The 20,685-nt window shown below is 63.2% G+C and carries 17 protein-coding genes; 4 read left to right on the top strand and 13 right to left on the bottom strand.

Annotated features, from left to right (window positions below; genetic code table 11):
• Positions 1 to 47: 47 nt before the first annotated feature.
• A complete protein-coding gene (gene cmoA / locus DM374_RS26235; RefSeq protein WP_110972492.1) occupies positions 48 to 791 on the top strand; it encodes a carboxy-S-adenosyl-L-methionine synthase CmoA in 744 nt (247 codons plus the stop codon).
• Positions 788 to 1,744, top strand: coding sequence for a tRNA 5-methoxyuridine(34)/uridine 5-oxyacetic acid(34) synthase CmoB (gene cmoB / locus DM374_RS26230; RefSeq protein ID WP_110972491.1), 957 nt, complete (start codon positions 788 to 790; stop codon positions 1,742 to 1,744). Before cmoA ends, cmoB begins: the two co-directional genes overlap by 4 nt.
• Before the next feature lie 449 nt (positions 1,745 to 2,193).
• On the opposite strand, the gene DM374_RS26225 is transcribed toward cmoB, so the two are convergent.
• The 4 genes from DM374_RS26225 to DM374_RS26210 form a co-directional block, all read right to left on the bottom strand.
• Positions 2,194 to 2,403, bottom strand: a complete 210-nt coding sequence (locus DM374_RS26225; RefSeq protein WP_110972490.1) for a hypothetical protein — start codon at positions 2,401 to 2,403, stop codon at positions 2,194 to 2,196.
• 107 nt (positions 2,404 to 2,510) lie between these two features.
• Positions 2,511 to 5,675: a CusA/CzcA family heavy metal efflux RND transporter gene (locus tag DM374_RS26220; RefSeq protein ID WP_110972489.1), complete on the bottom strand. Its 3,165-nt coding sequence runs from the start codon at positions 5,673 to 5,675 to the stop codon at positions 2,511 to 2,513.
• Between the two features lie 19 nt (positions 5,676 to 5,694).
• Positions 5,695 to 6,927: an efflux RND transporter periplasmic adaptor subunit gene (locus DM374_RS26215; protein ID WP_110972488.1), complete on the bottom strand. Its 1,233-nt coding sequence runs from the start codon at positions 6,925 to 6,927 to the stop codon at positions 5,695 to 5,697.
• A gap of 70 nt (positions 6,928 to 6,997) precedes the next feature.
• The gene (locus tag DM374_RS26210; protein ID WP_110972487.1) at positions 6,998 to 8,266 is read right to left on the bottom strand and encodes a TolC family protein; all 1,269 of its coding nucleotides are present in this window, start codon (positions 8,264 to 8,266) and stop codon (positions 6,998 to 7,000) included.
• Between the two features lie 224 nt (positions 8,267 to 8,490).
• On the opposite strand from DM374_RS26210, the gene DM374_RS26205 reads away from it, so the two are divergent.
• Together DM374_RS26205 and DM374_RS26200 are read left to right on the top strand one after the other, a co-directional pair.
• Positions 8,491 to 9,165, top strand: a complete 675-nt coding sequence (locus tag DM374_RS26205) for a heavy metal response regulator transcription factor (RefSeq protein WP_110972486.1) — start codon at positions 8,491 to 8,493, stop codon at positions 9,163 to 9,165.
• Positions 9,162 to 10,541, top strand: a complete 1,380-nt coding sequence (locus DM374_RS26200; RefSeq protein ID WP_110972485.1) for a heavy metal sensor histidine kinase — start codon at positions 9,162 to 9,164, stop codon at positions 10,539 to 10,541. Before DM374_RS26205 ends, DM374_RS26200 begins: the two co-directional genes overlap by 4 nt.
• A 113-nt stretch (positions 10,542 to 10,654) precedes the next feature.
• Here DM374_RS26200 and pdxJ read toward each other — a convergent pair whose 3' ends face one another.
• The 9 genes from pdxJ to DM374_RS26155 all read right to left on the bottom strand — a co-directional run bounded on the left by pdxJ (position 10,655) and on the right by DM374_RS26155 (position 20,494).
• Positions 10,655 to 11,398, bottom strand: coding sequence for a pyridoxine 5'-phosphate synthase (gene pdxJ / locus DM374_RS26195; protein ID WP_110972484.1), 744 nt, complete (start codon positions 11,396 to 11,398; stop codon positions 10,655 to 10,657).
• A gap of 44 nt (positions 11,399 to 11,442) precedes the next feature.
• Positions 11,443 to 12,126, bottom strand: coding sequence for a DNA repair protein RecO (gene recO / locus DM374_RS26190; protein ID WP_095154844.1), 684 nt, complete (start codon positions 12,124 to 12,126; stop codon positions 11,443 to 11,445).
• A gap of 54 nt (positions 12,127 to 12,180) precedes the next feature.
• Positions 12,181 to 13,083: a GTPase Era gene (gene era / locus DM374_RS26185; protein ID WP_095154843.1), complete on the bottom strand. Its 903-nt coding sequence runs from the start codon at positions 13,081 to 13,083 to the stop codon at positions 12,181 to 12,183.
• A complete protein-coding gene (rnc, locus tag DM374_RS26180; RefSeq protein ID WP_110972483.1) occupies positions 13,076 to 13,765 on the bottom strand; it encodes a ribonuclease III in 690 nt (229 codons plus the stop codon). Before rnc ends, era begins: the two co-directional genes overlap by 8 nt.
• 241 nt (positions 13,766 to 14,006) lie before the next feature.
• Complete coding sequence (gene lepB / locus DM374_RS26175) at positions 14,007 to 14,861, bottom strand: signal peptidase I (protein ID WP_110972482.1); 855 nt, start codon at positions 14,859 to 14,861, stop codon at positions 14,007 to 14,009.
• A gap of 5 nt (positions 14,862 to 14,866) precedes the next feature.
• Entirely contained in the window at positions 14,867 to 16,666 is a 1,800-nt protein-coding gene (gene lepA / locus DM374_RS26170) for a translation elongation factor 4 (protein WP_095154840.1), read from the bottom strand.
• A 143-nt stretch (positions 16,667 to 16,809) separates the two neighbouring features.
• Positions 16,810 to 18,129 (bottom strand): hypothetical protein, encoded by a 1,320-nt coding sequence (locus DM374_RS26165; protein WP_157969749.1) that lies wholly within the window; start codon positions 18,127 to 18,129, stop codon positions 16,810 to 16,812.
• A gap of 24 nt (positions 18,130 to 18,153) precedes the next feature.
• On the bottom strand, positions 18,154 to 19,353 hold the full coding sequence (locus tag DM374_RS26160; RefSeq protein WP_110972480.1) for a hypothetical protein: 1,200 nt from the start codon (positions 19,351 to 19,353) through the stop codon (positions 18,154 to 18,156).
• 250 nt (positions 19,354 to 19,603) lie between these two features.
• On the bottom strand, positions 19,604 to 20,494 hold the full coding sequence (locus DM374_RS26155; protein ID WP_110972479.1) for an Ig-like domain-containing protein: 891 nt from the start codon (positions 20,492 to 20,494) through the stop codon (positions 19,604 to 19,606).
• Positions 20,495 to 20,685 lie beyond the last annotated feature (191 nt).

Genomic DNA, 20,685 nt, shown 5'->3' with positions numbered 1-20,685 from the left:
CACTTGGCTAGAATGTCGCCCCGTTTCGACCATCCCGTGTACATACCGTGAGCCAAGAACCCGACCGTCTATTCGCCGCAGCGCTGGAGCAGGTGCCCGACTTCACCTTCAACGAAGATGTCGTCCGGGTCTTCCCCGACATGATCAAGCGCTCGGTGCCCGGCTACCCGACCATCGTCGAGAACATCGGCGTGCTCGCCGCGCAGTTCGCCCGCCCGAACACCTTGCTCTATGACCTCGGCAGTTCCCTCGGCGCCGTCACCCAGGCATTGCGCCGGCATGTGCGCAGCGAAGGCTGCCGGGTACTGGCGGTGGACAATTCGTCGGCCATGGTCGAGCGCTGCACCGAGTACCTCAAGGCCCAGGACGCCATGTACCAGGAACTGCTGCCGGTACAGGTGATCGAGGCCGACATCACCGCCCTTGAGCTGCAACCGGCGTCGGTGGTGGCGATGAACTTCACCCTGCAGTTCGTCGAGCCGGCCGCGCGCCTGGCCCTGCTCGGCAAGATCCGCCAGGCCCTGGTGCCGGGCGGTGCGCTGATCCTCTCGGAAAAACTGCGCTTCGAAGAGCCCGGGGAGCACGCGCTGCTCACCGACCTGCATGTCGCCTTCAAGCGCGCCAATGGCTACAGCGAACTGGAAATCGCCCAGAAACGCAGCGCCATCGAAAACGTGATGAAACCCGACAGCCTTGAGGAGCACCGCGAACGCCTGTTGGCTGCGGGCTTCTCCAAGGTGGTGCCGTGGTTCCAGTGCCTGAACTTCGCCTCTCTGATTGCCCTGCCATGATCGATCTCTCCCCTCTCGTTCGCCGCCTGGCGGGCACGCCCCTGGCGCAATGGTCCCAGGGCCTGCAAGCGCAACTCGACAGCAAACTGGAAAAAGGCCATGGCGACCTGGAGCGCTGGCAAAGCGCACTGGATGCCCTGCCGGCCCTGGCCCCGAGTGACGTCGACCTGGTCAACGGCCTGCGTCTGGACTTCGACTGCGACGACGACGCCCGCGAGCAGGCACGTAGTGCCTTGATGGGCCTGTCGCCGTGGCGCAAGGGGCCGTTCGACCTGTTCGGCGTGCACGTCGATACCGAATGGCGGTCGGACTGGAAATGGTCGCGGGTGTCGCCGCACCTCGACCTGCGCGGCAAGCGCGTGCTGGATGTGGGCTGCGGCAATGGCTACTACCAGTGGCGCATGCTCGGTGCCGGCGCCGACAGCGTGATCGGCGTCGATCCCAACTGGCTGTTCTTCTGTCAGTTTCAGGCGGTGCAGCGCTACCTGCCGGAACTGCCGGCCTGGCACCTGCCCTTCGCCCTCGAAGACCTGCCCGCGGCGCTGGAAGGCTTCGACACGGTGTTCTCCATGGGCGTGTTCTACCATCGCCGTTCGCCCATCGAGCACCTGCTGGCGCTCAAGGATTGCCTGGTCAAAGGCGGCGAACTGGTGCTGGAAACCCTGGTGATCGAAGGCGATGAGAACCAGGTGCTGGTGCCGGAAGACCGCTATGCGCAAATGCGTAACGTCTGGTATTTGCCATCGGTTCCGGCGCTGGAACGCTGGTTGCGCCGGGCCGGATTCCAGGATGTGCGCTGCGTGGATGTCAGCGTCACCAGCGTGGAAGAACAGCGCAGCACTGACTGGATGCGTTACCAGTCGCTGAGCGACTTCCTCGATCCGAATGACCACAGCCTGACCATCGAAGGTCTGCCGGCGCCACGGCGGGCGGTGTTGGTGGCGCGTAAGTAGGGGTCGCTCTCAGGGTCCTCATCGCTGGCAAGCCAGCGATGAGCATGGGTATCTACACATCTCGTGGAGGTATGAAAACCATGAGGTGCCAGTCACGAGGTCGGGGAACGGCGACCAAGCGCTAGCCGGGAGTTTTTCAGCGTTTTCAAGACTGAGCGCCGCCCGCGCATCGCGAGCAAGCTCGCTCCTACATCGGTTGCAACGTACCTATGCCTGTCAGGCCATGGCACGTTGCACCCCATGTAGGAGCGAGCTTGCTCGCGATGCGCGTGGCGCTCGATCTTGAGAGCGCTGAAGAACTATCGGCAGCTCGTGACCGTCACACAATTCCGAGATGTGTAAATACCCATGCAGCGATGAGGCCCTGATATCCAGCACAAAAAAAGGGCGCCCCAAGGGGCGCCCAAAACATTCACCTCGCAAAGGAGTTGTGGAGCGGTGAATGGCTGTTACTTGCTGTTGCCTTTCGGCGTGCGCTGATCGCTCTGGGCAACCTGCTCGGTCTTTGGCGCCTTGTCGCCTTTGTCGCCCCAAAGCTCTTGCTGGCTTTCCTTGAATTGCTGGACGAACAACCGGGCCCGCTCGGCGCCGCCTTCGGCCATGACGCTGGTGCTGCCCAAGGCAAGCGCGGCGATCAGTGCGTATTTGCTGACGTTCATGGATCTGACCTCGTGAATGAATTCACAGCGATCATAAGGACGCCCGCCTAACGGCAAGGTGAGCCGCACATTACAGTGCTGCAAGGCTCGCCAGCGGGCGTCATCGATCAGACTCTGGCCTCCTCCCGTTCCGAATCCTCCAGTGCTTCATCCTTGCGATGGGCGCGGTAATACAGCGCCGGCAGTACCAGCAAGGTCAGCGCCGTGGACGAGAGAATCCCGCCGATCACCACCGTCGCCAATGGCCGCTGCACCTCGGCGCCCGTGCCGGTAGCCAGGGCCATCGGGATAAAGCCCAGCGACGCCACCAGTGCCGTCATCAACACCGGCCGCAGGCGAGTCAGCGCACCTTCATCGATCGCTTGGCGCAACGGCATGCCCTGCTCGCGCAGGCTGCGGATGAAGGCGATCATCACCAGCCCGTTGAGCACCGCCACACCTGACAGGGCGATAAAACCGACGCCTGCGGAAATCGACAGCGGAATGTCCCGCAACCACAGCGCCACCACCCCGCCGGTCAGGGCGAAGGGAATGCCGGTGAACACCAGCAGACCGTCCTTGAGGTTGTTGAACATCATGAACAACAGGGCGAAGACCAACAGCAGCGCTACCGGCACCACCACCTGCAGGCGCTGCTCCGCCGACTGCAACTGCTCGAACTGACCACCCCAGTTGGCCCAGTAGCCCGCAGGAATCTGCACCTGGGCATCGATCCGCTCCTGCGCCTCGGCGACGAACGAGCCAATATCGCGGCCGCGCACGTTGGCGCTGACCACCACCAGGCGCTTGCCATCCTCGCGGCTGATCTGGTTGGGGCCCTGCACCAGTTCCACCCGCGCCACGTCGGCCAGGCTGATGAAGCCAATCTGCACACTGCCGCCGCTGGCCGGCACCGGAATCAGCATCCGCGAAATACCCTGGATATCGGTACGCAGTTCGTCCGGCAGGCGCACCACCAGATCGAAACGTCGGTCGCCTTCATAGAGGATCCCGGCCTTTCGCCCGCCCACCGCCACCGCGATACTGTCCTGCACGTCACCAACGTTCAGCCCGTAGCGGGCCGCTTTGTCACGATCGACATCGATGGTCAGCACCGGCAGGCCGCTGGTCTGCTCCACCTTCACCTCGGAAGCGCCCGGCACGCCTTGCAGGGTGCTGGCGATCTGCGTGGCAGTGCGATTGAGCACAGCCATGTCGTCGCCAAACAGCTTCACCGCCACATCGCTGCGCACCCCGGAAATCAGCTCGTTGAAACGCAACTGGATCGGCTGCGACAGCTCGTAGTTGCTGCCCGGAACGCGCGCCGCAGCACGCTGGATATCGGCGATCAACTGCTCGCGGGACTTGCCGGGATCCGGCCACTGCGCCTTCGGCTTGAGCATCACGTAGCTGTCGGAAATGTTCGGCGGCATCGGGTCGGCGGCGATCTCGGCGGTGCCGGTGCGGGCGAACACTCGCTGCACTTCCGGCACCTGTTCCAGCACGCTGCGCTCGAGTTGCTGCTGCATCTGCACCGACTGGCTCAGGCTGGTGCCTGGCACGCGCAGGGCCTGCAAGGCGAAGTCGCCTTCGCTCAGGCTCGGTACGAACTCACTGCCCATGCGCCCGGCCAGCACGCCGGACAGCAACACCATCACCGCAGCCAGGCTGAACGCCAGCGGGCGGTGGTCCATCACCCAGCGCAGTAGCGGCGCGTAGCCATGCTTGGCGCCGCGCATCAGGGCGTTTTCTTCTTCCTTGACCTTGCCGGTGACAAACAGCGCCAGGGCCGCCGGCACGAAGGTCACCGACAGCAGCATGGCGCCAAGCAGGGCGATGACCACGGTGAAGGCCATGGGGTGGAACATCTTGCCCTCGACACCGCTCAGGGCAAAGATCGGCAAGTACACCACCATGATGATCAGTTGCCCGTAGATCAGCGGCCGGCGCGCTTCGCGGGACGCGGCGAAGACCTCTCGCAGGCGCTCGGCACGGCTCAGCAGGCGACCATGATGCTGCTGGGCGTGGGCCAGGCGGCGGATGGCGTTCTCGACGATCACCACCGCACCGTCGACGATGATGCCGAAGTCCAGCGCGCCCAGGCTCATCAGGTTGGCGCTGACCTTGTTGCTGAACATCCCGGTGAAGGTGAACAGCATCGACAGCGGAATCACCATGGCGGTGATCAGCGCTGCACGGATGTTGCCAAGGAACAGGAACAACACCGCGATCACCAGGATCGCGCCTTCCACCAGGTTCTTCTTCACCGTGGCGATGGCTTTGTCCACCAGGTCGGTGCGGTCATACACCGTCACGGCCTTGACCCCGGCCGGCAGTGTCTTGTTGATCTGCTCGAGCTTCTGCGCCACCGCTTGCGACACGCTGCGACTGTTTTCGCCGATCAACATGAACACCGTGCCGAGCACCACTTCACGGCCGTTTTCAGTGGCCGCACCGCTGCGCAGTTCGCGACCGATACCGACCTCGGCCACCGAACGCACGCGGATCGGTGTGCCGTCGACATTGGCCAGGACGATGTTGGCGATGTCCTCGATCCCCGACAGTTGCCCCGGCGCGCGAATAAGCAACTGCTCGCCCTGGCGCTCGATGTAGCCGGCACCGACGTTGGCGTTGTTGCGCTCCAGCGCGGTGAGCAGGTCGTTGAGCGTCAGTTTGTAGGCGGCCAGGCGCTTGAGGTCGGGCGCAATCTGAAACTCCTTGGCGAAGCCACCGATGCTGTTGATTTCGGCCACGCCACGCACGTTGCGCAGTTGCGGCTTGATGATCCAGTCCTGGATCTCGCGCAGGTCGGTGGGGGAGTAGAGGCTGCCATCTGCCTTTCGCGCGCCCTCCTCGGCCTCCACCGTCCACAGGAAAATCTCCCCCAGACCGGTGGAAATCGGCCCCATGGCCGTCTCGACGCCCTCGGGCAATTGCTCGCGGGCCAGTTGCAGGCGCTCATTGACCAGCTGCCGGGCGAAGAACAGATCGGTGCCGTCCTCGAAGATCACTGTCACCTGAGACAACCCCGAGCGCGACAGCGAACGGGTCTGCTCCAGGCCGGGCAAACCGGCCATGGCGGTTTCGATGGCGAAGGTGATGCGCTGCTCGGTTTCCAGCGGTGAGAAACCGTCCGCTGTGGTGTTGATCTGCACCTGGACGTTGGTGATGTCCGGTACCGCGTCGATGGGCAGTTTCTGGTAGCTGGCCAATCCCAGCCCGGCCATCAGCAGCACACCGAGCAGCACGATCAGGCGCTGCTCGATGGCGAATTGAATGATGCGTTCGAACATGACGATTACCCGTGGCGGCTCAGTGGGAGTGCTCGGCGCTGGCCTTGCCCAGTTCCGACTTGAGAATGAAGCTGCCCTGCGCGGCCACTTGCTGGCCGGCCTGCAGGCCGCTCACCTGAACGAAGCCCTCGGCGGCCACGCCCGGCTGCACCGGCTGGGCAGCGAAGCCTTCGGCGTTGCGGACGAACACCACGGCTTTATCCTCGACGGTCTGCACCGCTTGCTCGGGCACGGTGAGGGCATCGGCCAGGCGCTCGGTCGGCACCTGCACCGCCACGAACAACCCCGGACGCCAGGCACCCCGCGGGTTGTCCAGAGTCACCCGGACCGTAGCGGTGCGCGTCTGCTCGCCCAGCAAGCTACCGACATGGCTGATGGTGCCGCTGACCTGCTCGCCGAGGTCGCTCGCCACCACTGTGACCGGCATGCCGACCCGCACCGAGGCCAGATCACGCGGGGCCACGCCGAAAGTCGCCCAGACTTTCGACAGATCCGACAGGGTGAAGGCGGCGCTGTTTTCACTGACCACTTCACCGGGGACCAGATGCTTTTCCACCACCTGTCCGGCGAACGGCGCACGCAGTTCGTAGCGATTGCCACCGGCCAGCACCACACTGCCGCTGAGGGCGCTGATTTTCTGCCGGGCATTGGCTGCGGCGATCTCGGCCTCCTGCAAGGCCTGTCGGGCTTGCAGGTAATCCTGCTCGGCGGAAATGCCTTCCTCCCACAGGTCCTTTTCCCGTGCCAGGGTGCTGCGCGCCATCTCCAACCGACGCTGACTGGCCGCCAGCTCACTGCGCTGCTCGGATACCTGCGGGCTGGCGATCACCGCCAACAGTTCACCCGCCTTGACCTGCTGGCCGAGGCTGACCGCCACCGATTCGACAACGCCGGCCGCGCGCGGCACCAGATGGGCAGTGCGGTCTTCGTCGAAACGGACCTCGCCCGGCAGGTGCAAGCTACGGCTCAGGGTCCGTACCTCAACCGTGGCCAGCTCGATTCCGGCCACGGCAATCTGCTCGTCGCTCAGCCGTACATGACCGTCCTCGCCCTCGCCTTCAGCGCCTTCTTCGCCGTGTCCATGACCGGCTTCAGCCTCGTCACCGTGGCCCTCTTCGCCATGCTCATCGTGCCCTGCGGCGCGGGCCGGTTGCTCGGCATGCGGAGCAGCGATCCGTTGCCCGAGCACGGTGCCCAGGCCGAGCCCGAGCACCAGCGTCACGGACAGCAGCGTGATGGTTTTCCTGTTCATGCAAATTCCTCGGCAAAGGCGCGACGGAAAGGAGCCGGCCGCGCACAGTCAGGTTCGAAACGTGGGGGAATCAGAGCGGGGTACCGGTCAGGTCACCGAAGATCCGCTGGATGCGGGCCTGGGCGTCGGTGCCCGACGCCTGCGCCGCGAGGTATTGGGTGCGGGCCTCGACCAGCGTGCGCTGGGCGTCGAGCACATCGAGAAAGCCAAACTTGCCGCGTTCGAAACCGCGGGTGGCGACGTCCACCGCCTGTTGCGCGGCCGGCAGGATCGAGGTCTCGAACGAACGTACTTCGTGGCCGGCGCTTCGCCACTGAGCGAGGGCCTGGACCACTTCGCTGCGCACCCGCAGTTCCGTGCCATTGCGCAGATCACGCGACTGATCAGCGCGGCGCGCGGCGGCCAGCACATTGCCCTGGTTGCGGTCGAACAACGGCAGCGGCACCGAGACCCCGAGCACATTGACCCGCTCGCGCTCGGCGCGGTCGTACTGGCTGCCGATACTCAGGGTCAGGTCGGGAATCCGCTGGCTGCGGGCCACGCCCAGGGCCGCTTCGCTCTGGTCGATCTGCAGGCTGGCGAGGCGCACGTCAGCGGTCTGTGCAAGGCGATCAAGCAATGCTTCGGACGCGGGCACCGGCGACAGGCTGTTCGTCAGCGGTTCGACCCGGTCAAAACCGGCCTGGGCAATACCGATGGCCGTGGCCAACTGCTGATGGGCAACCGTGACGGCCTGCTCCGCCCGCTGCTGTTCCAGGCGTACCTGCGACACCTGCACCTGCGCCCGGGTCGCCTCGATGGGCGATGCAGTGCCAGCCCGAACACGGCCTTGCACCACCTGCAACCCGCGTTCGGTCAGGCGTAACGACTGCCCGGCCAGTTCCAGTCGTTCCTGGGCGCGAGCGGCGTCGTGAAAGGCCGCGGTGACGTCGGCATACAGGGCGTTTTGCCGGCGCTCCAGTTCCAGCGCGGCCACCGCCTGATCGCGCTGGGACAGGGCGATCCGCGCGCCGCGCTTGCCGCCCAGCTCGATCGGCTGGCTGAGGGTGACGGTCGTGGTCTGGCTGCGGCGGCGGGTGTCTTCGACTTCCCAGCTCAACGCCGGGTTGGGCAGCACACCGGCCTGGATGCGCTCGCCCGCAGCGATGTCGGTGCCCCAGCGCGCAGCGGCCAGCTCCGGGCTGAGTTCCCGGGCGCTGCGCAAGGCGTCATCCAGCGTCAAGGTCGAGGCCAGGCTGACCGGGGCCAGCACCCACAGCGCCAGGCTCAATGGCAGCGACCAGGCCCGCCCTTTTCGCGGGCCGCGGCTGGCTTGCCCGGTGGTGATTGTGCAACGCATGGCTGTACTCCCCTGCGCCCTGTCGCAGGCCGGCAGGGCGGCTGACTTTTCGGAGCGGGCCACTCTAGGGAGCGGGCTTTATCGGCAAGGTGACTGAATAATTACAAATCTGTTATTTGAGCCTTGCCCCCCTACCGCCTGGCTTACCATGCCGAGCGCCGCTTGACCCTCAAGTGACTTCAGGGTCGAGAATCGCCCCCCTTTTCCGCCATACCGAGAACCTCATGCGCCTGCTCATCATCGAGGACGAAATCCGCACCGCCGACTATCTGCAACAGGGTCTCTCCGAAAACGGCTACGTGGTCGACTGCGCCCGCACCGGCCCGGACGGTCTGCACCTGGCCCGGCAGCAGGCTTATGACCTGATCATTCTCGACGTCAACCTGCCGGAGCTGGATGGCTGGAGCGTACTGCAGCGCCTGCGCGCCCATTCCGCCACGCGGATCATGATGCTCACCGCCCATGGCCGGCTGTCCGACCGGGTCAAGGGCCTGGACCTGGGCGCCGACGACTACCTGCTCAAGCCCTTCGAATTTCCCGAGTTGCTGGCCCGCGTGCGCACCTTGCTGCGGCGCAGCGAGCAATCGCTGCAGCCCACCACCCTGAAAGTCGCCGACCTGGAACTCGACCCCGGTCGCCACCGCGCCTGGCGCGGCGGCCAGCGCATCGACCTGACCGCGAAGGAGTTCTCCCTGCTGCACCTGCTGATGCGCCAGAGCGGCGACGTGCTGTCGCGCACGCAGATCATTTCGCTGGTCTGGGACATGAATTTCGATTGCGATACCAATGTCGTGGAAGTCTCGATCCGGCGCCTGCGGGCGAAGATCGACGACCCGTTCGAAGACAAACTGATCCACACCCTGCGCGGCGTCGGCTACGTGCTGGAAGCCCGCGAATGAGAACGACGCGGCTGTCGCTGCGCCTTGGCCTTAGCGTGATTGTCATGGGCGCGGCGCTGGTGCTGCTGCTGGCGGCGCTGGCGGTGGTAGCGCTGGAGCACGAACTGGACAACCGCGCGCGTGCGCAGTTGGCGCGCAAGATGGATCAGATCGAACACAGCCTGAATGTCGACCTCAAGGTTGCTGACCTGCGCGCCCGCGCTCATCCCCTGCTGGATGTAGTGATGGGCCATGACAACTTGAGCCTGAGCGTGGCCGCACGCCATGGCCGCCATCCGGAACTGCTCAGCCTCGGCCCGCCGCTGGAGGCGCCGCCGGACACCCTCGTCGTCGGTCCCGCGCTGTCCTTCACCCAGTGGCGTGATAGCCAGGACAATCCGCTGCTCTCCGCCGCCCGCGCCATGCGCCTGCAAGACGGCACGGCAGTGCAAGTGCTGCTGACGGTCAACCGCAGCGACGACCTCGACCTGCTACAGGCCTACCTACGCTCCACCGTGCTGGCGTTGCCGCTGTTGCTGCTGCTGATCGGCGTGTGCGCCTGGAAACTGGTGCAAGGCGGCCTGGCGCCATTGCGCCGTTTCGGCCATATCGCCGCGCAAGTCTCGGCGCAAGATCTCAGTCACCGCCTACCGGAAGAAAAGCTGCCCCGGGAGCTACGGGAGCTGGCGCACAGCATCAACATCATGCTTGACCGGCTGGACAGCGGCGTTCAGCAACTGGCGCAGTTCTCCGATGACCTGGCCCACGAACTGCGCACGCCCATCAGCAACCTGATGGGCAAGGCCCAGGTGACCTTGAGCCGCGAACGCCCGGCCGAGGACTACCGGGTAGCGCTGGAAGACAGCATCGAGGAACTGACCCGGCTGAGCCGGATCATCACCGACATGCTGTTTCTCGCCCAGGTCGATCAACCGCTGACGCATGTGCAACTGGCAACGGTGGCGCTCGGCGACGAAGCACGGCGGGTCGCCGAACTGTTCGACCTGAGTGCCGAAAGCAAGGATATCGAGTTGAAAGTCCGCGGCTGGGGCACAGTGCAGGCCGACCGCCTGATGCTGCAACGGGCGCTGTCGAATTTACTGAGCAATGCCATTCGCCATAGCCCAGCGGGCCAACAGATCGAAATCGGCATCGAGGCAAGGAGTGATGGGCTGCACTGCTGGGTGCAGAACGGTGGACCGGGAATAGCGGCGGAGCATTTGCCCCATCTGTTCGAGCGATTCTATCGAGTGGGCTGCGGGCGTTCGCGGCAGGATGGCGGGACGGGACTGGGGCTGGCGATCGTCAAGTCGATCATGCAGGTGCATGGTGGGCGGGTCGAGGTGAGCAGCACGGTGGAGGGGCCGACGCGGTTCAGTCTGGTTTTTCCGGGGTGAATGAAGGTCCCATCGCCGGCAAGCCGGCTCCCACAGGGTGGACAGTACACGCTCAAGCACTTGTGGGAGCCGGACTTGCCGGCGATGGGCCGCAAAGCGGCCCCAGACAGCGATCACCCGCGGCTAGCCGCCAGAATCAATGCCTTCATCTCAGCCACAGCACCCTTGAACCCGACGAACAACGCATGCGCCACCAACGCATGACCAATGTTCAGCTCATTGATCCCCTTGATCGCCGCGACCGCCTCGACGTTGTGGTAATGCAGACCATGCCCGGCATTGACGATCAGGCCCTGGCCCAGACCAAACGCCACGCCATCGGCAATGCGCTTCAGCTCATCAGCTTCTTCCGCAGGGGTATGGGCATCGGCATAACGGCCAGTGTGCAACTCGATCGCCGGGGCGCCGACACGGCGCGAAGCTTCGATCTGGCGCTCATCGGCGTCGATGAACAGCGAGACTTCCGAACCGATCCGCGACAAGCGCTCCACCGCCGCCTTGATACGCGCTTCCTGGCCTGCCACGTCGAGGCCGCCTTCGGTGGTCAGCTCCTGACGGGTTTCCGGCACCAGGCAGATATGCGCCGGACGGATGTGTTCGGCGAACACCATCATTTCTTCGGTGACGCCCATTTCGAAGTTCATGCGCGTCTGCAGCACGTCCTTGAGCAGCAGCACGTCGCGCTCCTGGATGTGTCGGCGGTCTTCGCGCAGGTGCACGGTGATCCCGTCGGCACCGGCCTCTTCGGCATCCAGCGCGGCCTTGACCGGGTCGGGGTATCGGGTGCCACGGGCCTGGCGCAGGGTCGCCACGTGGTCGATGTTGACGCCGAGAAGGATGCGGTTGCTGTGGGTCACGAAGAAACTCTCCTGGAAATTTAGCCCGACAGCATACGACGAGCTTAGCGCTTGCGAAACAGTTCGCGGCTGACCAGCGGACGACCGCCCAGATGAACCGCCAGCGCCTGGCGCATCAGGCGTTTCGCTGCAGCGAGAGCGCCCGGCGCCTCCCAGTCGGCTTCGGCCATGGCGGCGAGGTCAGCGCCGGTGAACAGACCGGGTTGCAGCAGGTAGACCCGCTCCAGTCCGGCATCCACTTGCAGGCGATACCAGCCATCCGGCGCGAGCGGATCGCCGTTGATGTCCTGGTCCAGGGCGAAGGCGTAACCCAGTTCATCCAGCAGCCGCCATTCGAACGAGCGCAGCAGCGGTTCCAGCGGACGTCCCGCCCCGAGCGCCTGCAGCGTCGCGGCGTAGTGCTCGAACAAGGCGGGATGAGGGTCTTCCGCCGGCAGCAGGCGGATCAACAGTTCATTGAGATAAAGCCCGCTGAACAGCGCATCGCCATGCAGCCAGGCGGCCACGCCGACGCTGTCCAGCCGTCCGACGTTCTTCAGCTCGCCACGCCCGCGCAGTTCGACCTCCAGCGGAAGGAACGGCCGCGCCAGGCTGCCGCCCTTGCCGCGGGCACGGCGCAGCACCGCGCGCACGCGCCCTTCGGGGGTGAGGAAGTCCACCAGCGCACTGGTTTCCCGGTAGGCGCGGTTGTGCAGAACGTAGGCCGGTCGGGCCTCTGGTTGTTCCATGATCGGCTTCGGGAAAAGTCGGCCCGATACCGGACGGTATCGGGCCTTGGGGAATTACAGGTCGCCGTAGCCCAGCGAGCGCAGCGCGCGCTCATCGTCGGACCAGCCGCCTTTGACCTTGACCCAGAGGTTGAGCATCACCTTGGCGTCGAACAGCACTTCCATATCCTTGCGCGCCTCGGTGCCGATGCGCTTGATGCGCTCGCCCTTGTCGCCAATGATGATTTTCTTCTGGCCATCACGCTCGACCAGAATCAGGGCATGGATGTGCAGCACAGCACCCTGCTGCTTGAACTCTTCGATCTCGACGGTGATCTGGTACGGCAGCTCGGCTCCGAGCTGGCGCATGATCTTCTCGCGGACCAGTTCGGCGGCCAGGAAGCGGCTGCTGCGGTCGGTGATCTGATCTTCCGGGAAGAAATGATCGTTTTCCGGCAAGTGCTTGGCGATCAGGCCTTCCAGCGATTCAAGGTTGTGTCCCTGCTGGGCGGAAATCGGCACGATTTCGGCATTCGGCAGTTGCTCCTGCAGCCATTGCAAGTGCGGAATCAGGTCAGCCTTTTCCTCGATCCGGTCGGTCTTGTTGATCGCCAGGATCACCGGGCCCTGGACGTACTGCACGCGCTCCAGAACAAGCTGGTCTTCGTCGGTCCAGCGGGTTCGGTCGACCACGAAGATCACCACGTCGACGTCTTTCAACGCCGCCGAAGCGGTCTTGTTCATGTAGCGGTTGAGCGCCTTTTCGTTGCTCTTGTGCATGCCGGGGGTATCGACGTAGATCGCCTGGATATCACCCTCGGTCTTGATCCCGAGCATGTTGTGACGGGTGGTCTGCGGCTTGCGCGAGGTGATCGCCAGCTTTTGCCCGAGGATATGGTTGAGCAACGTCGACTTGCCCACGTTGGGGCGGCCGACGATGGCGACATAGCCGCAACGGGTAGTGTTCGTATCAGTCATTGCCATTCTCCACGCCCAGGGCGATCAGTGCCGCTGCGGCTGCAACCTGCTCGGCGATACGCCGGCTGACACCTTGCCCCCGGCTTTTTTCGGTCAACAGGGTCACTTCGCACTCGACGAAGAACGTCCGGCAATGCGGCTCGCCCTGGATATCCACCACTTCATAGCGCGGCAGGTCGCAGGCCCGCGACTGCAGGAACTCCTGCAAACGGGTTTTCGGGTCTTTGTTGGTGTCGACCAGGGTCAGGCTCTCGAACTCGCCGGCCAGCCATGCCAGGACACGCTCGCGGGCGGTCTGCATGTCGGAATCGAGGTAGATCGCACCGATCAGCGCCTCGAGGGCATCGGCCAGAATCGACTCGCGACGGAAACCGCCGCTTTTCAGTTCACCAGAGCCCAGACGCAGGTACTCGCCAAGGTCGAAGCCACGGGCCAGTACGGCCAGGGTCTCGCCCTTCACCAGGCGGGCGCGCAGACGCGACAACTGGCCTTCGCGGGCCTGTGGAAAGCGTTCGAACAGGGCTTCGCCGGCGACGAAGTTGAGGATGGCATCACCCAGGAACTCCAGACGCTCATTGTTGCGACCGGCGAAGCTGCGATGTGTCAGGGCCAGCAGCATCAGCTCCTGGTTCTTGAAGGTGTAGCCGAGCTGACGCTCGAGGCGGCTCAAGGAAACGCTCACGGTGTACCCACGCGAAGTTCGTGGTCGATGGTCAGCGGCGACGCCTGGGCGCCGGTGCCGCACGATTCAATCCGGCCGGCGGCCGTCGAAAATAAAGCGTTGTTCAAATGCAGATCCTGAAAGACGGTGTGGATTCATGCCTGCTGGCCTGGATGGCTGGGAACCACTTCCGTGGTCCCTCGATACAGCCTATGCCAGAAAAGCACTCGGCGCCGTCCCGAGGGACAGCGCCGTGAAGGTGCTACTTGATCAGCCCTACCCGCGACAGACTCGGGAAGTGGCTCAGTTTCGGTTCTGGCCAGCTCATCCAGACGGCAAAGGCCTTGCCGACGATGTTCTGGTCCGGGACCATGCCCAGCAGTTCCTTGGGAATCGAAGGATCATCCCAGTAACGGCTGTCGTTGGAGTTGTCGCGGTTGTCGCCCATCATGAAATAGTGCCCGGCGGGCACCACCCACTGCTGGTCCGGCGGCATGCGGTAGCGACTCATCTCCTTGCGGATCATGTGCTCGGCCTGACCGAGTTTTTCCTTGTACAGCTCGGCGCTGCCCAGGGTGCCCGGCTCGGCGCCGACCAGTTGCTCGGCGATAAGCTCGCCGTTGACGTACAGGCGCTTGTCGCTGGTGTAGCGCACCTGATCGCCCGGCAGGCCAACCACGCGCTTGATGTAGTTGACGTTCGGGTCGCTCGGGTAGCGGAACACCATCACATCGCCACGCTGTGGATCACCCACCTCGATGACTTTCTTGTCGATCACCGGCAGGCGGATGCCATAGGAGAACTTGTTCACCAGAATGAAATCGCCCACTTCCAGGGTCGGCTTCATCGAGCCCGACGGGATCTGGAATGGCTCCACCAGGAACGAACGCAGCACCAGCACGATGAACAGCACCGGGAAGAACGATTTGCCGTACTCGACCAGCAACGGCTCCTTGTTCAACTGCTCGACCACCGCCATCTCGGGCTGGGTGACGCGGCCCTGATAGTTGGCGATCGCCGCACGCCGGCGAGGTGCCAGGAACAGCAGATCGATCAGGGCCAGCAGCCCACACACAGCGACAGCGATGACGAGCAACAGCGGGAAATTTAGTGACATAGGACCTAACTATCCAACCTGAGCACGGCGAGGAAGGCTTCCTGTGGAATCTCCACGTTGCCGACCTGTTTCATGCGTTTCTTACCGGCCTTCTGTTTCTCGAGCAGCTTGCGCTTACGGCTCACGTCGCCACCGTAACATTTGGCCAGTACGTTCTTTCTGAGTGCCTTGACCGTGGTCCGCGCCACAATCTGCCCGCCAATGGCGGCCTGGATTGCCACGTCGAACATCTGCCGAGGGATCAGCTCCTTCATCTTCTCGGTCAACGCGCGACCTTTGTAGTGCGCGTTGTCACGGTGCACGATCAGTGCCAGGGCGTCGACCTTGTCGCCGTTGATCAGTACGTCGAGTTTGACCAGGTTGGCCGACTGGTAGCGGTCGAAATGGTAGTCCAGCGAGGCGTAGCCGCGGCTGGTGGACTTCAGGCGGTCGAAGAAGTCGAGTACCACTTCGTTCATCGGCAGGTCGTAGCGCACCTGTACCTGCGAACCGAGGAACTGCATGTCGCGTTGAACGCCACGCTTCTCGATGCACAGGGTGATGACGTTGCCCAGGTGCTCCTGGGGCACGAGGATGGTCGCGGCGACGATCGGCTCGCGGAAATCCTCGACCGACGACACGTCCGGCAGCTTGGACGGGTTGTCGACGTGAATGGTTTCGCCGGTCTTTAGCTTGACCTCGAAGATTACGCTCGGCGCGGTGGTGATCAGGTCCAGGTTGTATTCGCGCTCCAGGCGCTCCTGGATGATCTCCATGTGCAGCATGCCGAGGAAGCCGCAACGGAAGCCGAAGCCCAGGGCGTCGGAGCTTTCCGGCAGGTACTGCAGCGAGGAGTCGTTCAGGGTCAGTTTCTGCAACGCATCACGAAAATCTTCGAAATCGTCGGAACTGACCGGGAACAAGCCGGCATAAACCTGCGGCTGAATACGTTTGAAACCTGGCAGCACATCGACATCGGGAGTCGAGCTCAAGGTCAGGGTGTCGCCCACTGGCGCGCCGTGAATGTCCTTGATGCTGGCAATGATGAAGCCCACCTCACCCGCCTTGAGGTCGGCGGTAGCGGTGTGTTTCGGGGTGAAGACACCGACGCTGTCCACCAGGTGGATCTTGCCGGTGGACTTGACCAGGATCTTGTCGCCCTTCTTCACGCGGCCATGACGCACGCGCACCAGGGAAACAACGCCCAGGTAGTTGTCGAACCAGGAGTCGATGATCAGTGCCTGAAGCGGCGCTTCGATATCGCCGGTCGGTGCCGGAATGGTCTGTACCAGACGCTCCAGTACTTCATCAACACCCATGCCGCTCTTGGCCGAGCAGGCGACGGCGTCGGTGGCGTCGATGCCGATGATCTTCTCGATTTCGTCCTTGACGCGGTCCGGGTCAGCCTGGGGCAGGTCCATCTTGTTCAGGACCGGCATGACTTCCAGGCCTTGCTCGATGGCGGTGTAGCAGTTGGCGACCGACTGGGCCTCCACGCCTTGACCCGCGTCGACCACCAGCAGCGCACCTTCACAGGCCGCCAGCGAACGGCTGACTTCATAGGTGAAGTCAACGTGGCCGGGGGTGTCAATGAAGTTCAACTGGTAGGTAACGCCGTCATTGGCTTTGTAATGCAGGGTGACGCTGTGTGCCTTGATGGTGATCCCGCGCTCGCGCTCGAGGTCCATGGAGTCGAGAACCTGCGCTTCCATCTCGCGGGCACTGAGGCCACCGCACATCTGGATGAAGCGGTCGGCCAGCGTCGACTTGCCATGGTCAATGTGGGCGATGATGGAGAAATTGCGGATATGACTCAAATCACTCACGGATCAACACTCAAAAAGGCTGCGGACCGGACGCCCGCCGAAAAATAGCCGGGAATTGTACCTGATGCCGAAGGCTTATGGGAGATTCCGTTCGCCGCCCATCCGCGTGACAACGGCGTGGGCGGCGCGCAAAGCGTGACGGGTCAGAACCCCTGTTCACGCGGATCGAAGGTGAAGACCGCCCCCACAGGAGCCGTGAGATCGATCTTGACCACAGGCATGAACTTGCCGGTCACCTGGTAATAATCCCGCTGGATGTACTGGGCACCAGGCAACCCCGCGGCGCTCTGCGCCCAATTGTAGAAAAACGCTTCCAGCGGGATCTGCAGAGGTATGTCGAGGGTCCAGGGCGCAATGATGATCTCGTTCCACACGGCCGAGGCCCAGCTCTGGCCGATACGCACGTCTGTGTTGAGCTGAAACGCCTGCGCATCGGGGCCCAGACTGCAATCTCCTCCATAGCTGGTGGGATAGTGAGCACGGTAGTCAGCCAACGTCTTGATGCCCTTCAAGCTGCAATCGGGCCGACACCGGTCAGGTGCGCTGGTGCCTGCATCGCCGGGATAGGCGCAACGCAAGGTGACCGGATAGCTCACCGGAAAACTCAACTCGCGAAAGATGAACCCCTGACCGTAGAAGATGATCCGCGACCCCACATCAGCCCGCAGATAAGAAAACGAGACGCCTTTATCCGCGATTGCGTTGGGCTTGGGGTTCCACGAGTGAGGTGGGCCAGGCACCGTTCCGCGAATCAACACCCCATTGCAGTTATAGGACCCTGATCCATCATTGCAGGCCGGGGCCGTATCGGCGTAGCGCCGGTTGAGTCGGTCGGCCACCTGGTAGCCGCTGTACAACTGCTCGCGCGCGTCGAAACCGAACAATTGGCCTTGGCTGTCGTTGGGCTTCAGGCGCAGTACCGGAAGCCAGTCGCCGGTGGCCTCGAAATATGCGCGCTGGTCCCGCAGGGCCGCCTCCAGACCTCCCGGTTGCCCGAGGACATGGAACACGCCGAGCAAGGGCAGACGCCCTGGCGCAACCCCGCCCCAGTTGCGCACCAGCAATTGCGGCGGTCGGTTCATGCCGTCGTCGCCCTGCAGTTGGTAATCCTTCTCCTGACTGATGGCGGTAAAGCGGTCACTGAATAGATAGCCGCTCGGTTGCGCCAGTGGCGTACCAGGCACATCGCGGCGCAGGTAATCGAATTGTTCGGCGCCCCGGCCGACTGCCTCAGGGCTGTGAATCCAGAACGGCTTGGGGTCCTCTGGCCGAACCTGCTTGACCATCACGCCACTGCAGTAATATGCCGGGAAGTTGCCCACGCAGCGCTCGGGCGTCGCCCGGTACGCCTGGTTGAGCAGTACAGCGGTCTCCGGGCCGTTCAATGCCGCTGCTGGTAACGTTACCGCCAGCAGGCCCAGCGCACACAAAAGGCGAACAAGAAGCGCCATGACAACCTCCATTTCCTGGTATTGGAAACAGCTCCCTCAAAAGCCCTGGTCTTGCGGGTAATAAAGAAACCGCGAACCCAGGGGCGCCGTGAGGTCAACCCGCACGATAGGCATGAACCGGCCGGTAACCTTGAAGTAATCGTTCTGGATGTATTGCGCCCCGGTCAGGCCAGCCGACCCGACATAGGTGAAGCCATCGCTGGAACCTTCCATGGGGTGGCGCCCCTCCGACAGAAGGGATGTGGACTGAACGTAAAAGAACGCCTCGATTGGTAACTCGTTAGGGATGTTTTGCGGCCAGGCACCGATGATCAGCTCGGTGTGCCCCGCCGCCCAGGCCTGCCCCTTGCGCACATCGGTGTTGAGCTGGATTTCCGCTGGTGTATCGCCAAAGGTGCAACTGGCGCCAGGGTTGCTGCTATATATCGCTTGCCAGCTCGCTACCGTGCTGATGTTTTGCGACGTGCAGGAAGCCCGGCAACTATTAGGGATAACTGAAGTACCCGCATTGGCGGGATAGGCACAACGGAACCTGACTGAATGCGTCGACGGCTTGTCCAGTTCGTGGAAGATCAGCCCAGGGCTGGCGACCACCTGGACACCGTTATCCGCGCGCACCCAGGCAAACGACACACCATCGCGCCCCACCGAATTCGGGCTGGGATTCCAGGCATGAAAGGTCGGACCGGCGCCAGTGCCACGAATGAACACCCCATTGCAATGGATTGCCGAACGCCCGTCGTAACAGGTACTCGCGGCATCGGCATAACGCCGGTTGAGGCGGTCGGCCACCTGATAACCGCTGTACAACTGCTCGCTGGCGTCAAAGCCGAATGACTGTCCTTGATCGGCAGCGGTGGCCATCCGCAAGACCGGCAACCAGTTGCCCGTAGCCTTGAAGTAGGTGTTCTGGTCCCGCAGGGCCGCCCTCAAGCCCTCCGCCGTGCGGCGGTGGTACAGCGCCAGGATCGGCAGTTGCGCCGGCGCGGTAGCGGCCCAATTGCGCACCAACAGTTCCGCCGGACGGTCCATGCCGTCGTTGCCGATCAGTTGGTAATCCTTCTCCTGACTGATGGCGGTGAAACGATCGGCAAACAGGTAGCCGTTTCCCTGCACGAGGCCCGGAATGGGGATGTCACGGCGCAGGTAGTCGAAACGCTCGGCGCCTCGGGCCACAGCATCGGGCCCGTGCGTCCAGAAGGGCTGAGGATCGCTGGGCAGGACCTGCTTGGCCATCACCCCACTGCAATAATAGGCCGGATGCCCTCCGACACACTTATCAGGTGTACTGGCATACGCCTGATTCAACTGGACTGCCAACTCCGGCCCACTGATGGCCCGGGCATGTAGCGAGCCAAGTCCAATCGACAGACAAAGCGCTAGCGCACCGCATAAATGCAGCAGGAATCTGGACATATCATTCCATCCTCGAACCTCGCTGCCGAAGAGCGAAGGTCTTTATCGATTTAATGAAGTTTTCTGGGGCTCAACTTCTCGGCGAAACACCCACTGCCTGTAGCTCTTTGAATTCCTCCGTACCCGTCGAGTCGACGTCACCCGAATTCAAGTCAAGGGTATAGGCAGTGTCAGCGCCGATATACATCCCCCACGCCGGGTAGTTCGGCAGGTCATGGTCAAACCCCGCATCGCGCGGATAGGACTTCAAAAAACTGGAGAAATCAGCCAGCGACGGCAGGACCAGACGGCTTTCCGCACACGCGTCTTGGGCGCCCTTCCAAGTGGCTTTTTTGCTAAGCACATGAAACTCACGGATGCCGGTAATCGTCAGTACATAACTGCCCGGGCCGTTCGGGCTGCCAGATGCACTGATAGTGGTTTGTCCGTTGCTCCACGCAGTGACGATGCCGAACTGATCAACCGTGCCGACCGCCTCCTTACTACTGCTGTAGCTGGTAGCACCCGGCATCACCCGCTGCATCCGGGCAAACGGGGGTATCTCCTTGGGCGGCTGCACTACGGAATGGATGAAGAGTACCGTGTAATTGTGCGGCGCAAGGTCAAACTCGACTGGCCCGCCAAACCCCTGCCCCAGCTTGAATTCCAGAGGAAGCGACGACCCGACATCCGTCACGCTGTAATACACCTGCACGTCCTTGTCACGGTTGGCGTCCAGCGTGTCTTTGGGAATAGGCAGCTTGATGTCCCGTCCGTGTGACGCTACCGGCCAGGCGATCTGGTGCAGAATCTGCCCCTGCACCTCCTGCAAATACAGCGTAAGGGTCTTGCCGCCCCAACTCACGGGGACATTGGTGATATGGGCCAACGCTCCGGACTCCGGAACACTGGCCGGGTCCAATATTCCATCAACGACGCCATCGACACTGGGCGCCGGCAAATCCTGTTTGATCGAACTCATGATAGGAATCCTCTCTACGTCCCCCTGATGCCTCCACAGGCATCAGGGGGCACGACGATAAATGACAGTCGAAGCCTCAGGCACTGGCGATATGCTGCGCGTCGATGACGGTTTGCGCTTCGGCAACGCTAACCGTACGTCCCGTCGTGACTTTCTGAGCGAGCTCCGCCTGTACCCCACTGCTGTCGCCG

This window comes from Pseudomonas huaxiensis (assembly GCF_003231275.1).
GTDB classification, from domain to species: Bacteria; Pseudomonadota; Gammaproteobacteria; order Pseudomonadales; family Pseudomonadaceae; genus Aquipseudomonas; species Aquipseudomonas huaxiensis.
This window is presented reverse-complemented; position numbering and strand designations above follow the sequence as displayed.

What these genes read in the sequence shown, in the direction of transcription:
- lepB (WP_110972482.1), bottom strand. Translation starts at nt 14,861, where the DNA reads ATGTCACTAAATTTCCCGCTGTTGCTCGTCATCGCTGTCGCTGTGTGT.
- DM374_RS26225 (WP_110972490.1), bottom strand. Translation starts at nt 2,403, where the DNA reads ATGAACGTCAGCAAATACGCACTGATCGCCGCGCTTGCCTTGGGCAGC.
- DM374_RS26200 (WP_110972485.1), top strand. Translation starts at nt 9,162, where the DNA reads ATGAGAACGACGCGGCTGTCGCTGCGCCTTGGCCTTAGCGTGATTGTC.
- DM374_RS26215 (WP_110972488.1), bottom strand. Translation starts at nt 6,927, where the DNA reads ATGAACAGGAAAACCATCACGCTGCTGTCCGTGACGCTGGTGCTCGGG.
- cmoB (WP_110972491.1), top strand. Translation starts at nt 788, where the DNA reads ATGATCGATCTCTCCCCTCTCGTTCGCCGCCTGGCGGGCACGCCCCTG.
- DM374_RS26165 (WP_157969749.1), bottom strand. Translation starts at nt 18,129, where the DNA reads ATGGAGGTTGTCATGGCGCTTCTTGTTCGCCTTTTGTGTGCGCTGGGC.
- DM374_RS26205 (WP_110972486.1), top strand. Translation starts at nt 8,491, where the DNA reads ATGCGCCTGCTCATCATCGAGGACGAAATCCGCACCGCCGACTATCTG.
- DM374_RS26210 (WP_110972487.1), bottom strand. Translation starts at nt 8,266, where the DNA reads ATGCGTTGCACAATCACCACCGGGCAAGCCAGCCGCGGCCCGCGAAAA.
- DM374_RS26160 (WP_110972480.1), bottom strand. Translation starts at nt 19,353, where the DNA reads ATGGCCAAGCAGGTCCTGCCCAGCGATCCTCAGCCCTTCTGGACGCAC.
- era (WP_095154843.1), bottom strand. Translation starts at nt 13,083, where the DNA reads ATGACTGATACGAACACTACCCGTTGCGGCTATGTCGCCATCGTCGGC.
- recO (WP_095154844.1), bottom strand. Translation starts at nt 12,126, where the DNA reads ATGGAACAACCAGAGGCCCGACCGGCCTACGTTCTGCACAACCGCGCC.
- DM374_RS26220 (WP_110972489.1), bottom strand. Translation starts at nt 5,675, where the DNA reads ATGTTCGAACGCATCATTCAATTCGCCATCGAGCAGCGCCTGATCGTG.
- DM374_RS26155 (WP_110972479.1), bottom strand. Translation starts at nt 20,494, where the DNA reads ATGAGTTCGATCAAACAGGATTTGCCGGCGCCCAGTGTCGATGGCGTC.